General features: G+C 47.9%; 13 protein-coding genes. 5 read left to right on the top strand and 8 right to left on the bottom strand.

Features of this window, described 5'->3' with window-relative positions:
* Positions 1-113 precede the first annotated feature (113 nt).
* The 6 genes from bamJ to AC5JBY_RS29635 all read right to left on the bottom strand — a co-directional run bounded on the left by bamJ (position 114) and on the right by AC5JBY_RS29635 (position 8,471).
* Positions 114-521, bottom strand: a complete 408-nt coding sequence (gene bamJ, locus AC5JBY_RS29610; RefSeq protein WP_495908310.1) for a BamJ family beta-barrel-assembly machinery protein — start codon at positions 519-521, stop codon at positions 114-116.
* A 76-nt stretch (positions 522-597) separates the two neighbouring features.
* Positions 598-1,365 (bottom strand): LytR/AlgR family response regulator transcription factor, encoded by a 768-nt coding sequence (locus tag AC5JBY_RS29615; RefSeq protein ID WP_495908311.1) that lies wholly within the window; start codon positions 1,363-1,365, stop codon positions 598-600.
* A 10-nt stretch (positions 1,366-1,375) separates the two neighbouring features.
* A complete protein-coding gene (locus AC5JBY_RS29620) occupies positions 1,376-4,327 on the bottom strand; it encodes a two-component regulator propeller domain-containing protein (RefSeq protein WP_495908312.1) in 2,952 nt (983 codons plus the stop codon).
* 21 nt (positions 4,328-4,348) lie between these two features.
* Positions 4,349-6,127 carry a thiol-activated cytolysin family protein gene (locus AC5JBY_RS29625; RefSeq protein WP_495908313.1) on the bottom strand — a complete coding sequence of 593 codons (1,779 nt, stop codon included), beginning with the start codon at positions 6,125-6,127 and terminating at the stop codon, positions 4,349-4,351.
* Between the two features lie 17 nt (positions 6,128-6,144).
* Positions 6,145-7,140 (bottom strand): hypothetical protein, encoded by a 996-nt coding sequence (locus AC5JBY_RS29630; protein WP_495908314.1) that lies wholly within the window; start codon positions 7,138-7,140, stop codon positions 6,145-6,147.
* A 266-nt stretch (positions 7,141-7,406) separates the two neighbouring features.
* Positions 7,407-8,471, bottom strand: coding sequence for a 3-oxoacyl-ACP synthase III family protein (locus tag AC5JBY_RS29635; protein WP_495908315.1), 1,065 nt, complete (start codon positions 8,469-8,471; stop codon positions 7,407-7,409).
* Positions 8,472-8,626: 155 nt separating this feature from the next.
* On the opposite strand from AC5JBY_RS29635, the gene AC5JBY_RS29640 reads away from it, so the two are divergent.
* The 5 genes from AC5JBY_RS29640 to AC5JBY_RS29660 all read left to right on the top strand — a co-directional run bounded on the left by AC5JBY_RS29640 (position 8,627) and on the right by AC5JBY_RS29660 (position 15,696).
* Positions 8,627-8,869 carry an RNA recognition motif domain-containing protein gene (locus AC5JBY_RS29640; RefSeq protein WP_495908316.1) on the top strand — a complete coding sequence of 81 codons (243 nt, stop codon included), beginning with the start codon at positions 8,627-8,629 and terminating at the stop codon, positions 8,867-8,869.
* Positions 8,870-9,025: 156 nt separating this feature from the next.
* The gene (locus AC5JBY_RS29645) at positions 9,026-10,603 is read left to right on the top strand and encodes a response regulator (RefSeq protein WP_495908317.1); all 1,578 of its coding nucleotides are present in this window, start codon (positions 9,026-9,028) and stop codon (positions 10,601-10,603) included.
* Positions 10,604-10,641: 38 nt separating this feature from the next.
* Entirely contained in the window at positions 10,642-14,274 is a 3,633-nt protein-coding gene (locus AC5JBY_RS29650; protein WP_495908318.1) for a response regulator, read from the top strand.
* A gap of 31 nt (positions 14,275-14,305) precedes the next feature.
* Positions 14,306-15,127, top strand: a complete 822-nt coding sequence (locus tag AC5JBY_RS29655) for a CheR family methyltransferase (RefSeq protein WP_495908319.1) — start codon at positions 14,306-14,308, stop codon at positions 15,125-15,127.
* Entirely contained in the window at positions 15,109-15,696 is a 588-nt protein-coding gene (locus tag AC5JBY_RS29660; protein WP_495908320.1) for a chemotaxis protein CheB, read from the top strand. Before AC5JBY_RS29655 ends, AC5JBY_RS29660 begins: the two co-directional genes overlap by 19 nt.
* Here the strand turns inward: AC5JBY_RS29660 and AC5JBY_RS29665 are convergent.
* On the bottom strand, positions 15,693-16,400 hold the full coding sequence (locus AC5JBY_RS29665) for a DNA alkylation repair protein (RefSeq protein WP_495908321.1): 708 nt from the start codon (positions 16,398-16,400) through the stop codon (positions 15,693-15,695). The two genes, AC5JBY_RS29660 and AC5JBY_RS29665, sit on opposite strands and share 4 nt — an antisense overlap.
* 475 nt (positions 16,401-16,875) lie before the next feature.
* Positions 16,876-17,508 (bottom strand): hypothetical protein, encoded by a 633-nt coding sequence (locus AC5JBY_RS29670; RefSeq protein ID WP_495908322.1) that lies wholly within the window; start codon positions 17,506-17,508, stop codon positions 16,876-16,878.
* Between the last annotated feature and the right edge of the window lie 45 nt (positions 17,509-17,553).

Genomic DNA, 17,553 nt, shown 5'->3' on the forward strand with positions numbered 1-17,553 from the left:
ATGCACTGATCTCTTGTAGTACCTGTGTAGTAGTTGCAGCACATATGACACAAAACAAATCCCCCGACCAATTAATGGTCGGGGGATTTGGGTATTATTCAATCAATATAACCTTAGGAGATACCCAGCAGCTCCACTTCAAAAATGAGCGTACTGTTCGGTCCGATCTGCGCACTGACCTGCCTGTCGCCATAACCAAGATCAGCAGGGATGAAGAAACGCCATTTGCTGCCCTGCGGCATCAACTGCAAACCTTCAGTCCAGCCTTTGATCACCATGTTGAGCGGAAAAGTGGCAGGCTGTCCACGTTTTACAGAACTATCGAACACGGTTCCATCGATCAGCGTGCCGTGGTAATGGCAGGTAACTTTATTGGTGGCAGCAGGCTTAGGGCCAGTGCCTTCAGTAATGATCTCGTATTGGAGCCCGCTGGGCAGACTTACAATGCCCGGCTTTTGCTTATTGGCTTCCAGGAACTCCTGCCCTGCTTTCAGGTTGGCAGCGGCCTTTTCATTTTTCAATTGGAATAATTTATCAGAGATGCCCATGACTTATAATTTCCGGCAAAAATAAACCAAATACGCTGAAATACAGCACTTAAATCCTTGAGGCAAAAGACTGTATTAGCTGCAGCAATTCATCCTTGCGGCGGCGCGCTACGTCCAGCACTACCCCGTTGTGCAATACAACCTGCCCCCCTTCGCCCTTATTGTACTTTTTGATATAAGCTACATTCAACAAAGAAGCATTGTGAATACGGAAGAATCGATCGGCTGGCAGCATGTCCTCAAACTCCTTCAGCGTTTTTGACGCCAGCAGTGGCTTGCCTTCCTTCAAATGAATATGGGTATAATTGCCTGTTGCCTCCAGATACACAATCCCATCCAGCTCGATGATCTCCAGGCCGGCAGCGGTAGACACGGCGATCTTATCAGGCTTTTGCCGGCTACCGGCAAAGTGATCGGCCAGAATAGCCAGTTGCTTCGCCGTAAAAGAATGCAGCCGTTTTTCCTGCACACGGGCCACAGCATTGATCAGTTCCTGCACATCTACCGGCTTCACCAAATAATCGAGCGCCGCAAATCGGATAGCCTGTATGGCATATTGATTAAAAGCAGTGGTAAAAATGAGCTCGAAAGATTGCTCAGGCAACTGTTGCAACATGGTAAAACCATTCATCCGCGGCATCTCGATATCGAGGAATACAATGTCCGGCTTGTGTGCAGCAATGGCAGCTAACCCTTCCTCACCATTCGCACATTGGGCCACAACGTTGACATTGCTGCAATGCGTCAGTATTTTCTTGTGCAACGCCTCACGGCTGTTGCGCTCATCATCGATCAATATAGCCGTTAACCTGTTCATACTATCCGTATTATACAAAAAGAATGACCCGTACCATGGTGCCCGCTGCAGAGCCCGTTTCATCATAAAGATCGGCAATAACCGCATCCTGTCCACCCTGCTCATTGAATAAAGCAATACGTTCCTTGCTCATCTGCATGCCATAACTGTTGTGCTGTAACTTGTTGATCCCATTCAACGCCGCCGAAGCCTTCCGGCCAATACCATTATCGGTAATGCGGTATTCCAACACGCCATCCAGCAGTAGCGCCTGGATATGCAACTTGCCTTCCCGGTCGCGCCGGTGCTTAAGTCCATGATGAATCGCATTCTCTATATAAGGCTGTGCTATGAGTGGCGGAATGCGGTAGTGACCGTTCAATAAAGCTTCATCAGCTTCGAGCTGCACACTATACTGTCCGTCACTGCGCAATTGTTCCAGCTCTATATACAACCGCAAAGTTTCCCAATCCTTCCAGAAAGGAACGCTGTCCATTTTACTGCTATCGAGAATGTTGCGGATCAGGCGGGCAAACTTATTGAGCCAGCCGGATGCATTCTCCTTATCATTATCCTGGATGAAATTATCGATACTGCTGATGCAGTTGAAAATAAAATGCGGGTTCATCTGTGCCCGTAAGGCCATCATCTCCGTCTCCGCCACCTTTTGTTTCAAGGCTGCCTGTCGGCGGATATTCGCTACCCGCCGCCTGATCAACAGATAGACGACCAACGCAACCAATAACAACACCAGCAACAGGAACCAGGCCCTTTGCCAGAAAGGAGCAGCTATATTGATAGACAATGAAGCAGTAGCTGTAGAAAGCCGGTTATTGATATCCATGGTCTTCACTTCCAGCAGGTACTTACCCGGCGGCAAATTGGAAAAAGTGACACTGCCGCTGGTGGTTGGCTCACTCCATGAAGACTGTCGCCCACCCTGCAGACGATACATATACCGCAGCGCCCGCTCATTGACAAAACCAGGCGAAGCAAAGTCGATCGTGAAACTACTTTGATCATAAGACAAGTGAACAGGCCGGGTAACATCGATAACAGAATCCGCATTATTCAGCAGGCTGAAGGAAGTAAAGTAAATAGGCAGGCGGCGGGCATCCTGTTTATCGGTAGCAATACCGGGCAATTGCATCAATCCCGATTCTGTGCCCAGCAACAAAGAACGCCCCTGGCCAGGCTTGATGATATACACTGTGCTTGAAAAATCATAGTAAGTACTCACCGGCACAACGGAATACCTGCCTGAAGAAGGAGAAATGATTACCCTGTCGAGCCCGGCCCCTGTACCGGCCAGCAAGGTAGTATCATTATACAGGAATAACCCTCTACAGGTATTATCACTCATGCCGCCCTGTATTGATAAATGCAAACCTTCAAGGAACTCTCCGCCATCCGGCTTCAGCATATATAATCCATGCAATACAGTACTGTACCATATCCTTCCCTGTTTATCGGCAAGAATAGAATGAACTTCATCAGCCACCCCGTCAATACCATGACCAGCAGTATACAACAATTGAGGCTGCAACAGCTCAGTCATTTGATAACCACAAACAGTGTTATCCTTACTCCCCGTCCATAATATGCCATTGCTGTCAACCGTCATACAATTGATAGGCCCCGATGCCAGCGAGTTTTCGTGCACCTGATCGTTATGCAATACCGCCAGTACATTATCGCCACCCAGCAAAAGATTGTCTTTGTACATGATCATCGTCCGGTAATTGCCGCGCAACGGATAAGACCTTACCAACTTGATCACATCATGATCAAAGGAAAGCACATTCAGTGTATGTGACGAGAGCGCATAACACGCATTGCCTTTCTTTATCAAAGAGTTTACCGTCTTATCGTCAAAAGGCATATTCCAGACAATAGTCTTTTGTTGTGGCCTGATCCAGGCAAGACCTGAATAGCCTGCGGTAACAAAGCTGCCATCATCCCGTTCGATCACATCCAGCACAAGATCAGCAGGCAACCCATCGCGCGAAGAGTAGAGCAGCCAATCTTTGTACACCAGTTTTTGCAGTCCGTTATTGGAACCGATCCACAGATTATCTTCACGGTCTGCGTACAACACAAACACCGTGTTACCCGCCAACCCACTTGCGGAGGATATTTGCTGAAACCTGCCCGATGCCGGATGATAACGAATGAGCCCTTTACCCACCGTACCCATCCACAGGTTGCCCTGCTTGTCTTCAACCGTGCATCTGAACTCTGTTGTTGAATAAGCCTGGAAGAATGCAGGCAGTGATACAAATTGTAAACGGGATGCCTGCACCGAACTACGATCGATACACAGCATACCCTTTTCTATACAACCGATCCATACCCGACCATGAGAGTCGGCAAAAACATTACGAACAAAGTAAGGAGCAACAGAAGAGCTCACCAGCTTCCAGGTATATTTATTGAATACATCGATACTGAAAAACGACCGGCCGATAACGACGAAACTGTCCAGCCACTCCGTCATACAATTCAGTTCAGGCTTATCCTCCTGCCCTTCATAAATAGGTATACGGGTAAGTTTTTCACGCTCGTAACGATAAAGTCCCTCCTCCGTGCAGGCAAAAAAGCTCCCGTCACGCGCTTTGTAAAGGCTACGCACCGGCTCCCCACCAATCAAGGTATCCGAACTTAATCGCTGGTTGCGGATATGATAACTGGTGCGGGCAGCAGTAGCAAAAAAAGCAATATCGCCAGGCGCCACCTCTTCGATATCCTGTACAAGTGAATGATGAAAACCGCTACGGTAATTGTATTTACGAAAACGGTTGCCATCGTAAGCCGTTACACCGGCTGGCGTACCGAAGTACATGAATCCATTAGAGGCTTGTGTAATGCAGCGAATTTCATTGGCCACCAAGCCATTGCTGGTAGTATACGTATCAAAATGCAGTTGTTGGGCAACAACTGCATTTACTATTAAACAAAAGATACCTGCGGCCAGCCATTTCATATCGATAAATGTACCGCTTCTTTAGTTTTTCGGCGCCATCGGTTCATTCCTGATCCAGAAAGATATTTTCACGCCATCACCTCTATCCACAAACTCGGTATCATACCCCTGTACATCTACACCGGGCGTCAGTTTGATCTCACTGCGGTAAAACTCCCAATAGGGTGTCACGGCTGCACCAAGTCCGGTATTGGGGTTTTTCACTTTTACCTTATGACCACCCCGCTGCTCCAGCAGGTCATCACTAAAATCATCCTGGTCTTTCAGCATGTAATAGATATGCAATTCTGCTCCTTCCAGCAATTCAGGAGGAATATTCTCATACCGTACCTCCCGGTTAGGTTTATAACCCATCAATTCATTCTTTTTCACCACCTGCTCTGCAGAGGCTTTGAATACCCGGTTGTCAGGACTTCTCCTGAACCTGTTCATGTCTCCACCGTGTGGGCTCCAGAGTTCTACCCATATTTCACCAAACAAGTCACAATCACTGCCAATCACTTTAAGCAAATCGACATTAACGGAAACCTTTTTAGGCGCAGCCGCTATAACAGGCGGAACACAACGTTCATAATTGAAATTATTGGTTACATCTGCATACTTCACAGCCTGCCCCTCGAGCGTACTGAATTGAACACGCAACGGTGTGGCAGTATGATAAGTAACACTGCGGGTAATGCTCTCGATGGTACTTTGTATATTGTTCATCGTACAACTGACCACCGAATTGCTGGTGCCGCCAACTACATAGAGAAATACCCTCGACTCCGTCTTGCATTCCTTCGACAGGTTCTCGATGCTCAGCGAACCGCCCGCAAAGCCTGCATCATACGCCACTTTCAGTTTACCTTCCATGGAGTTCGACTCATTTTTGATCTCTATTTTCCCGATGACCTTCACGCCATATACAGCTTGCGATATGTACCCTATCGCATGGGCCCCATCCACAGGGGCGTTGAAGAACCCTTGTTGTGTGGGCATCGCATCGATAGAAAACAACTCTTTGGTGGCCTCAAAGTACATGCTCTTATATTGCTGCTTATTACCTACCGCCATGCTGGCGTCCACACTGCCGCCGAAATATTTGGCAGAGGCCCCTACTTTCATAAAAAACTCATCAGTATTTTCAAGTGCACTGCCATAATATATAAAAGACTGGCTACCCGTTTTTGTGGGATCACTGGTAAAACGGTTGTACAAATTACTGATAGCCTGGTTGATATTTTCGCGTGTTGGCGCCTGGACCGTTTCCGTAATAGAAGTAGCGATATTCCTCACCGAAGTAGTCAGCACAATAGGGTTACGCCCCTCGCCAAAACGGAACTTCTCCTTAGTACGGTAATCACCGGCATAGAAAGTAAGCATATCATACATCATGCCCGGGGCATTCCAAAGCAGGTAGTCACTGGCGCTTACAGGAGTCATGTTTTCCTGCGGCCCCATATCGATCTTCGCCGTTTGTGTAACACATTCACCCGAAGAACTGGCAGCTTCTTTAAGTACCTTTTTCTGATTAGCGATCCCTTTTTTAATTACCGTTGTATTGCCTGGCAAATTAAAATAACGGGTAACTGTAGTACCGCCCGGCAACTGGAAGTTGACATTGGTCGTTACACGCTTCATCACATTTCTCTTGTCCACATGCGTTGCACTGCTACCCTTGATGACTTGCGCAGCCGTATTGGGCGTACCGGTATTGATGCGGATAGACTGTTGTTTTAATTTCTCCTGAGCCTGCAGGGCTGTAGCCCCGGCCAATAATAGCAGGGCCATGCCCCACAAATGCTTTATGAGTTTCATGCTATAAGGATTAATGATTAACGGATATAATAATTGGCATCGGGAATACCATTGTTGTTGTTATCTACCCCTTGGGCCTTGATCCTGATCTTGAGATAACCATTGCTGCCCGAAACACCCAGCTGTTTTTCCACAGCCACCAGCGCATACACTTCCCTGTTTTCCATTTGCGTGCGCACCGCCAGCACCTGTCCTTCCAGCCGCTGACCAACAAAGTTGAGATAGCCGGCATAGTTCTGGGCATTCCGCACGGCATTCGATATCTGGCTGTTGTTCTGGATCTGGTTAAACTGACCGATGGTCATTTTAGTAAGCGCCACTTCGCTTTCACTCACGTCTTTCCATTGCAACACCGGGTCAGAAGTATGTTGTGTCATGTAAGTAGAGGCTGCATTGGTGCGCACATAGTTGGGCGTTATCACCACATAATTGCCGGGCACATCGGTAGAAGCAAAGAAGATCAGGTCAACAGAACCGGGGTTATCAGCCGCCTCCCCCATGCCCATGACGGTGCCCGTCATTACGTCGAGACAGTTACCATACAAAGCGTTGTTCTGGTTGCCCCAGTTACCGCTGCCATCGTTGTTGACGGTCGCTGGCTCATTTACCGGCAGGTAATATTCTGCAGGTGGAGTCGTCCCTGCTGCATAAGGGTCGGTAGTTCCGGTGGCATTGCCATAATCACCCGTAGTAGGAGGAGAGGTCGTAGCAGGCGGGTAAGTGCTACTGTTATCGGTGTAGGTAGAAGAGCCGGTTGTACCGCTGTTAGCCGTTGAGCCATTGAGGCCTCTGGCCGCGCCTTTCACGTTGCCTGCCAACTCTTTCCCCTGACTATACAACTCTTTGGCTTTGATGAGATAAGGCTGAAATACAGCAACAATCGTTTTCACCTTGTTCACCGCCTGCTGCCCTTTCTGTACCAGACGATCTACTTTACCCGGCTGTGCCTGCTGCGCCTGGGTAGCCACTATAGCCAGCAACAAGAGCAGCAGCAATGATGATGTACGTTTCATAAAAATGCTTTTAGGATGATTTTTATGCAACATACAATGGGACTACACCCCATACAGCCATACAATGATTAGCTGGCGGCCTGCAATTATTAACTGGCAGCTCTCTTTTCTGTCATTTCAAACGACTCCTCCTTTCTGTCATTTCGAACGGAGCCATTCGCAACTACAAAGTGAAAGTTGTAGCGGCGCAGTGAGAAATCTGCTATCGAAGCAAAAGTGATCGAAGCAAAGGTACATGCTGTCTGTAGAGGAGTTTCAACAATATATTAATAACGGTAACAAACCGCATTGATGTTCATACCGGCGCCTACAGATGCAAACAGGATCACGTCACCCGGTTCCAGCGCATGCTCCGTGTATTTATCCCTGCGCACCAGGTCATACAAAGTAGGAATGGTAGCTACCGAGCTGTTGCCCAGCCAGTGAATGCACATGGGCATAATATCCTGTGGAGTTTGTGTGCCATATAAAGCGTAAAAAGCCCGCACGATACTTTCATCCATCTTCTCATTGGCCTGGTGAATGAAGATCTTCTTCACTTCCTGTATGCTGGCGCCGCTTTTATCGAGACATTCTTTCATGGCAGCCGGCACATACTTCACCGCATATTCATATACTTTACGGCCTTTCATTTTAATATAACGCGTGCGCTCATCTGCATCCGGTGCATTGGAACCGCCAAAATAGATATACCCGGCCTCTTCTACAGAATCAGACCGGACACCCGTGCTTAAAATGCCAGCACTATCCGTTTCACGGTACTCTACCACACAGGCCCCTGCCCCATCTGAAAAGATCATACTGTCACGGTCATAATCATCGATCACGCGTGACAAGGTTTCTGTTCCTATGACCAGGCACCTTTTGGCAGCACCGGCCCGGCAGAACAGATCGGCCTGGATCAGCCCTTGCAGCCAACCAGGGCAACCAAATAAGATATCGTATGGAATACACGAAGGGTTTTTAATACCCAGCCCCTGCTTCACACGGGAAGCAAGAGAAGGCACCCCGTCAGTTTGTGTAGTATTTACAAGAACATCGCCATAATTGTGAGCCACAATGATCTGGTCCAGCGTCTCCGGATTGATCCCACTATCCTGGATAGCCAGCTTTGCGGCTTCTATGGCCATATCGGAAGCCGCCATGTTTTCGGGCGCATAACGCCGCTCTTCGATACCTGTGATCATTTTAAACTTATCGACAATCTCCTGCTGCGGCCGGTCGATCAGTTCTTTGTCTTCTGTATAAAAACGGTTAGCGATAAAGTCATCATTCTTCTTAATAACGGACGGAATAAAACAGCCTGTACCAGTGATAATTGTTCTTTGCATCAGAATCTAACTAATTAGCGGTCAAGGTAACAATAAGTTTGCATCGGATTAATATTAATATTAGGTTGATATGAAATATTTAACTAACTTCAATATCCCATCCCTCTGAACTCCCCTTCCGTCGAAACGATTGACCATCTTCAAAAGCCATTCTTATGAACATTTTCGTGGGTAACCTCAACAAAAAAGCAACCGCACACGATCTTTTTCACCTCTTTCTTCAATTCGGTAAAGTAGTATCCGCCCGCATCATCATGGATCGTGACACCGGCCACTCCCTGGGTTGTGCCTACGTCGAAATGGACAATAAAGCTGGCGCCATGGCCATCCAAAGCCTCCACGAAAGATGCTTCATGAATTGCTACATGGAAGTCAACGAAGTCACACCCGCCTTCTGATAGTAACATCTACTCTTATACCACCCTTACGCAAGCTATTTTGGCCTGGCACGATTTTTTAGTAACCTGCAACGTCATTCCGTGTAGACAAGAATCTACATGAGTTTTTTCCTGCACCTGTTCTTATTTGGGCAAATTGCTCTTACTTAGCTGTTTATGATTCTAATCGTAGACGACAGGCCCGAAAACCTTTTTTCTTTACAAAAACTCCTTGAACTCAATCAATTCAAGGTGGATACTGCCTCGTCGGGAGAAGAAGCGTTACGCAAAGTGTTGAAGAACTCCTACTTTCTCATCATCCTCGATGTTCAGATGCCCGGCATGGATGGCTTCGAAGTAGCAGAAGCCATTACCGGTTATAGCAAATCGAAAGACATTCCCATCATTTTCCTCTCTGCCGTCAATACAGAAAAGAGATTCATTACCCGTGGATACACTTCCGGTGCGATCGATTATGTGACCAAACCGTTCGACCCGGATATCCTGCTGCTGAAGGTGAAAACCTTTTACCGGCTACAGCAACAAACACGGGAGCTGAACGAAACCCAGAAAACGCTCCGCGAAGAGATCGAAGTGAGAAAACAGGCACAGGCCGACCTCCACCAAAGCGTGGAAGAACTGCGCTCGGCCCTCGAATCGATTCCCCAGATAGCCTTTACCTCCGATCCTGCCGGCACCATCGAGTTTGTGAACCGCTATTGGTACCAATACTCTTTCGGCAAAGACATGTTTCCGCAAACACCACCAGAAGGTGTGTCCATTGCCCAATGCATTGAACGGGCTGTCAGCACTGGCTTCCAGCAGGAAACAGAAGTACGCATCAGGCCCCTCAAAACAGAAGACTACCGCATCCACCTGCTTACACTGACTCCTGTCAAAAAAGAATCCAGCATCCTTAAATGGGTAGGCATTTTTACCGACATCCATGAGCAGAAAATGGCCAACCAGGTGCTGGAGCAGCGGGTAAATGAACGCACACAGGAATTGCTGCAGGCCAACAGGGATCTGGAGATCAGTAACCACGAGCTGCAGCAGTTTGCCTACGTTGCTTCGCATGATCTGAAAGAACCGCTGCGAAAAATACAGGTATTCAGTCACCTCATCAGAGACAAGTTCCTGGCCGATAAGCCGGAGGCCATCGACTATATCAACCGCCTCATTCATTCATCGGAGCGGATGAACAACCTGATCACCGATGTGCTCAACTACTCCCGGCTTTCCATATCAGGCGAATTCGAGCGTACCAATATCAACCAGGTGATCCAGGAAATACTGGTAGACATGGAGTTGCTGATACAGGAAAAACACGCTGTCATTCATACCGGCAATATGCCTTCGCTGGAAGTGATACCTGCTCAGATCAGGCAGGTGTTTCAGAACATCCTGAGCAATGCGCTTAAATTTTCCAGTAAGCAGGATAAACCGGAGATATACATAAAAGGTGAACTTATAGCAGGCAGGGATGAGAACAGCCCCGCCTCTCCTATCGGTCACTACTGCCGCATCACCGTGAGTGATAATGGTATCGGCTTTAATGAGATGTACCTCAACAAAATATTTTCCATTTTCCAGCGCCTGCATTCCAAAGAGGAATATGAAGGTACCGGCATCGGACTGGCCATCGTAAAGAAGATCATAGATACGCACAACGGCATCATTACAGCACGTAGTGAAGAAGGTAAAGGCAGCACTTTCATCATGGTATTACCCCTGAAACAAGGCAATCATAACTGAACAAAACCCTATTAACCATAGGTACAAATAAAAGCTCAATGAAATCGACCTTCAAACGGAATCTGTTAATCAGCTTTGGTATTTCATTATTGCTATTGATCATAAGCTCCGTCGCCTCTTTCCTCAGCATCAGCAACCTGCTGAAGAGCGCCGACGAAGTGGAGCATACCAATGAAGTAAAACAGCTGGTAGAAAAGATCATTTCCACCATTAAAGATGCAGAAACAGGGCAGCGGGGTTACCTGCTTACCGGCGACGACCGTTTTCTGCAACCCTATGCTGGGGCCATTGACAGCGCCAAAGCGTATGTCGCTTATCTGAAAAGATTGACCGTCGACAACAACGAACAGCAGATGCGTACCAACCGCTTGCAGGAGATTGTGGTGCTACGCCTGTCGAGCCTTGAACGCCGCATTGTACAAAAGCGTAATGGCGAGACCGTGACGACTGAACAATTGCTGGAGGGTAAAAAGTATATGGATGAGGCAAGATCTGTAGTGAATGCCATGATTGATGAAGAAAAACGATTACTGGCAGCACGCACAGCACAAATGAACAGGTTTGCCACCTATACGCCTATCCTCATCGTTGTAGCAGCTTTTCTGTCACTCATCATCACAGTGATCTCTTTTGTCCGGGTCAATAGTGACTTCGAAAAGACCACGCAACTTCAACAGGCATTACAGGAAAAGGATGAGGACATTACCCGCCGTATCAATATCATCCAGAATGTAGCCAATAAAGTATCTACTGGAGATTATAGCATCCGTGTTCAGAATGAAGGTGCAGATGGCGCAGACGGACTGGGCAGTTTGTCCGGCTCTCTCAATAAAATGGCTGAGTCACTCCAATATTCGTTCAGCCTGCTCGCCGACAAGGAATGGCTGCAAACAGGTATTGCTACACTCAATGAGAAGATGCTGGGAGAAAATGAGCTACTACCATTATCGAAGAATGTATTGGATTTTATCGCCGAATACACCGATAGCCAGGCAGGCGCTTTCTACCACACCATGGATGGCGAAACCCTGCATTTTATAAAGGGATTTGCCTTTGAAGAGAAGCAAGCAAAACAACGCATCGCATTTGGTGAAGGGCTACCCGGACAAAGTGCAGCCAACGCCCACATTATACACCTGAAAGAAATACCCGGTGATCTCATGGTGATCAACCATGCAACCGGCAGCATCAAGCCCCGTAACATTATTGCCCTGCCCCTGTTCTTCGAAAGAAAGGTAGTGGGCGTATTGGAACTGGCTTCTATCAACCCTTATTCAGTCAATGTTGTTGCCTTCCTGGAAACTGTTGCCCATAATATCGGTACGGCCATTAACAGCATAGAGAACCGCCGCCGTCTGCAGGAACTGTTGGAAGAAACCCAGTCGCAGGCTGAAGAGCTGCAAGCCCAGCACAGCGAGATGGAAAACATCAACAGTGAGCTGGAGGCGCAGACCGAAAAGCTACAGGCTTCAGAGGAAGAACTGAAGGTGCAGCAGGAAGAACTGGTGGAAGCCAATAGCGAACTGGAAGAAAGGGCGCGTTTGTTGGAAGAAAAGAACCAGCAGGTATTCGAAAGGAACCTCGAAATACAGAAGAAAGCAGAAGAACTGGAACAAAGCACCCGTTACAAGTCGGAGTTCCTGGCCAATATGTCGCACGAGCTACGCACACCACTCAACTCGATACTATTACTGTCAAGATTGTTGTCTGAAAACAACAGCAACAACCTCAGCAGCGATCAGATGGAATATGCGCGGGTAATACAGAACTCCGGTCATGGTCTGCTATCGCTGATCGATGAAATACTCGACCTGTCGAAAATAGAGGCGGGCAAGATGGACCTTCAATATTCCGATGTGCCGGTACAGGATATTGTAGAAGATATGACGGCATTATTTGCCCCCGTTGCCAAAGAGAAAGGCATCACCTTCAAGACAACTGTCGATCCAAACGTTCAGGGTATTATCGAAACAGACAGGTTGCGCCTGGAGCAGGTGATCAAGAACCTGGTGGCCAATGCGCTTAAGTTTACAGCCAAAGGATATGTAGAGCTGAAAATATCCATGCCCGACTCGGAAGGACATACTATGACCTTTACGGTGAAAGATACCGGCATTGGCATACCACCAGAAAAACAGGCCGTTATATTTGAAGCTTTTCAACAGGCCGATGGGTCTACCCGTCGTAAATATGGAGGCACCGGCCTGGGCTTATCCATCAGCCGTCAGCTGACCCGCCTGCTGGGTGGTGAAATACAACTGCATAGTGAACCCGGACAAGGCAGCGAGTTTTCCGTACACATCCCTGTGTCAAAAGCCATAGCTTCACTAACCGCCATAGGTCCGGTCGAAGCAGCTCCTACGCAACCGGCACGTACCACTACTGCACCACAACAACCGGCAGCACCAGCCAGGGAACTTCGCCAGCGTTACATCAGTGAAACAATACCTGATCCCGTTCCCGATGACCGTGACAGGATCAACATACTCGGCGATAAGGTTATCCTCATCGTAGAAGACGATACCAACTTTGCTAAGTCTCTCTTAGACTTTACCCGCAGTAAAGGTTATAAGGGCGTAGTAACTGTGCGTGGCGACGAAGCGCTGACATTGGCTCAGCAATTTATGCCTGCAGGTATCCTGCTCGACATTCAGCTGCCGGTGAAAGATGGCTGGGAAGTGATGGAAGAATTGAAGAACAACGCCCATACCCGGCATATCCCTGTGCACATGATGAGCGCTTATGATGGTAAGTACAAGAGTCTTTCCAAAGGCGCGGTAGACTTCATCAACAAGCCCGTAGCCTACGAACAGATGGAAGACATATTTGCCCGCATCGAGTTCATGCTTACTAACAACCCACGCAAGGTGCTCATCGTAGAAGAGAATATGAAACATGCCAAAGCGCTGGCCTACTACCTGGAGAACTTTAAGGTAAATACAGAGATCAAGACTACGGTGGTCGGCAGCGTGCAGGCCCTGATGCAAAAAGAAGTCAACTGTGTGATCCTCGATATGGGCATCCCCAACCAGCGCTCCTACGACACGCTGGATGAGGTGAAGAAAACACCCGGCCTGGAAAACATTCCTATCATCATCTTTACCGGCAAGAACCTGTCAAGGCCCGAGGAAGCAAAGATCAAGCAGTATGCAGATTCCATCGTGATCAAAACAGCCCACTCTTACCAGCGCATCCTCGATGAAGTGTCGCTGTTCCTGCACCTCGTGGAAGAAAAAGGTGCTGCTGCCAGCAACAAGCCATCCAATAACCTGGGCGTATTACAGGAAGTATTGAAAGATAAAACAGTATTGATCGCCGATGATGATATCCGCAATATCTACTCGCTTACCAAAGCACTGGAAACCTACAACATGAAAGTGGTATCGGCCGTAGATGGCAAGGATGCGCTCAAACAATTGCAGGAACACCCGGAAGTGGACATTGTGCTGATGGACATGATGATGCCGGAAATGGATGGCTACGAATCTACCAAACGCATCAAAGCTAATCCGGCATTCAGTAAATTGCCGGTAATAGCCGTAACCGCCAAAGCCATGACCGGTGACCGTGAGAAATGTATCGAGGCAGGCGCTTCTGATTATATCAGTAAGCCGGTTGACATTGATCAACTGCTGTCACTGCTGCGGGTATGGCTGTATGATGCCCGGTAATTGATCGATTGGAGACCTTAAAACAACTGACGTGGAGTTTGAAGTACAGGACCATGAAATAGATATATTGCTGCAGGACCTGCTGGAATCATATGGCTATGACTTTACCGACTATTCAAGGGCTTCCCTGAAACGCAGGATCAACCGGTTGTACTCGCTGGACAAGTTCCCGTCGTTTGTGTTGTTCAGACAACGCATAAAAACAGACAGCACCTACTTCCGGCGCTTTGTGGAAGAGATCACGGTGAATGTAACAGAGATGTTCCGCGATCCTTTGTTCTACAAAACCCTCCGGGAAGAAGTGCTGCCCGTACTGGCTACACATCCCTTCATACGCATCTGGCATGCCGGCTGTTCCACCGGTGAAGAGGTGTATTCCATGGCTATACTGCTACACGAAGCAGGGCTGTTGAAAAAGTCACTGCTCTACGCAACAGACATTAATCCGGGCGTATTGGACCGATTGCGCAAAGGCATCTTCCCCTTGCGGTTCATCAAACAATACTCCGAGAATTATATTCGGTCAGGCGGCAAGCAGGATTTCTCCTCCTATTATACCGCCAAGTATGATTGGGCCAAGTTCGACGAAAAGCTGGCCACCAAGATGGTGGTAGCTACCCACAACCTGGTTTCCGACAGATCGTTCAATGAGTTCCAGCTTATTCTGTGCCGGAACGTGTTGATCTATTTTGACCGTAACCTGCAAGACAAAGCCCTGCAATTGTTCGATGAAAGCCTGGATACGTTGGGCTTCCTCGCATTGGGGGCTAAAGAGAACATCAAGTATTCGCCCATTTACCGCAAATACAAACAACTGGACAATAGAGAAAGGATATGGCGGAAAATAGCATAACACAAGCCATCCAATTGATCGCTATCGGCGGCTCGGCCGGTAGCCTCGATGTTATATTGAAACTGATACCGGCATTGAACCCACGTCTGCCGGTAGCCATCATTATCGTAACCCACCGCAAAGCGTCCAGCGAAGAAATACTCGTAGACCTGCTCAATGCCAAGAGCACCTGGCCTGTGCGCGAAGCAGAAGAAAAAGACACCATCGCTCCCCATACGATCTACATAGCACCAACGGATTACCATTTACTCATCGAACAGGATCACAGCTTTTCACTTGATGTATCGGAGAAAGTCAATTATAGCCGCCCCAGTATCGACATCACTTTTGAATCGGCGGCCGAGGTATATGGTTCCGCAGTGTTGGGCCTGCTGCTTTCAGGCGCCAATGCCGATGGTGTAGAAGGCCTCCGGCACATCAAAGCCCGTGGCGGGCTATGCCTTGTACAGGATCCCGATACTGCCGATGTCGACTACATGCCCCGTCAGGCCATCGCACACGTCAAAATAGATAAAGTATTGCCTTCCGATCAATTAGCAGGCTACATTAATAAATTATTTGAAATCTAACACCTGATCGTCTTCCGTTTTTTACCGATATACCCTTTATCCTTCATCTTTTGGATATAGTCTGGCGAGAAAGGCACCTTACAGAAAGTGCCGCCCATATCAACTTCCACGATCCCGATCTTTTTGCCGGCAGCTATTGCCTTGGCTGTTAAAGAAGGCACATATCCCCCCACTGCAATGACAAAGCCGTTCATGGCATACCGGGTGCGGTTGGAAGCCGTATGAATGGTTTGCTCTACCCGCTCCAGCAACGACCGTGCTTCTTCCGTATCGACCTCATTGTCAGGCTTAATAGCCAGCAGTCCGGCAAGGGTACTCCATCCACTGGCGGCAATAGCGTCTTTCTTGGACTCTATCCATTCCAGGGCCAGCTCATGCCCATATGGGTTTTCCGAAGCCACCCAGGGCACGGTATATTCACTGATCATGGACCAATAGGCTTTCTCTACCCACTCCTGCAACTGCTGTTTCGTCATTTTGGCGCCATCGGCCACCAATCCTGCCAGGTACATCGCGTCCGAGTTCCCTGTATCATACAACTCCATCGCCACCTTCTGATCGTTCTTGATCTTCTTCATTACCTTCTTCAGGTCTTCTACTTTGACCCCGAAAAAGGGTTCGCGGGCGCCATGTTTGCCCCACCGCTCTTTTACCTCCACGCTACCCAGCGACTGGAGTTCTTTCATTACTTCGGCTTTTGTCATGTTGGTCGTTTTAGGCCCTGTAAAAATAAGCCTGAACCCAGGCTCCTTGTATCACCTATAAGTATGAATCTGGCTCCCCGGTTCTGAATTCCCCCTTTAGTTGTACTGCTACAAAGGTCCCATAGCTGCACCATAGTTCTCCCATAGCAGCTCCATAGATACTCCAGAGTAAAAGCAAGGTAATAGTAAGGCAATAGTAAGACAGTAGTAAGGGAATAGTAAGACAACAGGGCTCAAATGCAGGCTGGACGCGGAAATGTATTATACTGGATTGGCAAATCCAGTCCCATGGCGGGTTTGCACAAAAACAGGCCTGCAAAGAAGATTACTTGCGTCATAAATCATGAACTTATATGTAATATACAAAAAAATAACAATAACTATTCAGGTATTTTTGTATTATGGACCAACGAAAACAGCCTCACATGGAGGCTATTTTCATTGAATTTAAGTTATTTACAAAGGATATCTTCAATTATTTTTTAACAAGCACGCCCTGCTTTAGCATATCCCGGGTGATCTGTTTGGCGTAATCACGGCCAATGCTTTCAGCTGACGGGTCAAACGACTGGGACTGCACGGAGTAGAGCATTTTATTGTTGCCCACGCTGTACAGGTTACTTTCCCAGAAGTAATTGGTGCTGGTGGTATAATAGCCCGGAGTATAAACCCTGCCATAAACCGTCCTGTAATACCCCCAGAAACGGCTGTAATAAGCTCCATAAGGCTGGTAGCTCACATTCCCCGGCACATAGTTCTGTTCCTTGGCCTTATCCAGCAAAACGATGGTCATAACGGCATCATACCCTTTATTGCGGAGCAGGCGGAGCGCCCGCTGCTCATTCAGATTATTGAGCTGGTTGGGGGCAAACACCGTACTGGCCGCCACGGCATTCACGCCGGATGACTTCAGTTCATCGGCCAGTTCATTTTCCATATTCATCCGGATGCTACGATCTTTATTGGCCATTACGCCCAGGACAAGTACTTTCTGATAGTTTACTTTACTGGCGTCATCTGCTTTCCAGGAAGAGGTGACCTTGGTAGAGGAACAAGCTGCCAGCATCACCATCAGGACCAGGCCGGCAGGTATAATTAGCTTTTTCATAAATAACTCCTTTTCGTGAATAATCTTGAATCCCATTATCAGAGA

Source organism: Paraflavitalea sp., from assembly GCF_059502485.1.

Bases quoted from the DNA above. Each gene is read 5' to 3' on its own strand.
- AC5JBY_RS29615 (WP_495908311.1), bottom strand. From the start codon at position 1,365: ATGAACAGGTTAACGGCTATATTGATCGATGATGAGCGCAACAGCCGT.
- AC5JBY_RS29620 (WP_495908312.1), bottom strand. From the start codon at position 4,327: ATGAAATGGCTGGCCGCAGGTATCTTTTGTTTAATAGTAAATGCAGTT.
- AC5JBY_RS29625 (WP_495908313.1), bottom strand. From the start codon at position 6,127: ATGAAACTCATAAAGCATTTGTGGGGCATGGCCCTGCTATTATTGGCC.
- AC5JBY_RS29630 (WP_495908314.1), bottom strand. From the start codon at position 7,140: ATGAAACGTACATCATCATTGCTGCTGCTCTTGTTGCTGGCTATAGTG.
- AC5JBY_RS29635 (WP_495908315.1), bottom strand. From the start codon at position 8,471: ATGCAAAGAACAATTATCACTGGTACAGGCTGTTTTATTCCGTCCGTT.
- AC5JBY_RS29640 (WP_495908316.1), top strand. From the start codon at position 8,627: ATGAACATTTTCGTGGGTAACCTCAACAAAAAAGCAACCGCACACGAT.
- AC5JBY_RS29645 (WP_495908317.1), top strand. From the start codon at position 9,026: ATGATTCTAATCGTAGACGACAGGCCCGAAAACCTTTTTTCTTTACAA.
- AC5JBY_RS29650 (WP_495908318.1), top strand. From the start codon at position 10,642: ATGAAATCGACCTTCAAACGGAATCTGTTAATCAGCTTTGGTATTTCA.
- AC5JBY_RS29660 (WP_495908320.1), top strand. From the start codon at position 15,109: ATGGCGGAAAATAGCATAACACAAGCCATCCAATTGATCGCTATCGGC.
- AC5JBY_RS29665 (WP_495908321.1), bottom strand. From the start codon at position 16,400: ATGACAAAAGCCGAAGTAATGAAAGAACTCCAGTCGCTGGGTAGCGTG.
- AC5JBY_RS29670 (WP_495908322.1), bottom strand. From the start codon at position 17,508: ATGAAAAAGCTAATTATACCTGCCGGCCTGGTCCTGATGGTGATGCTG.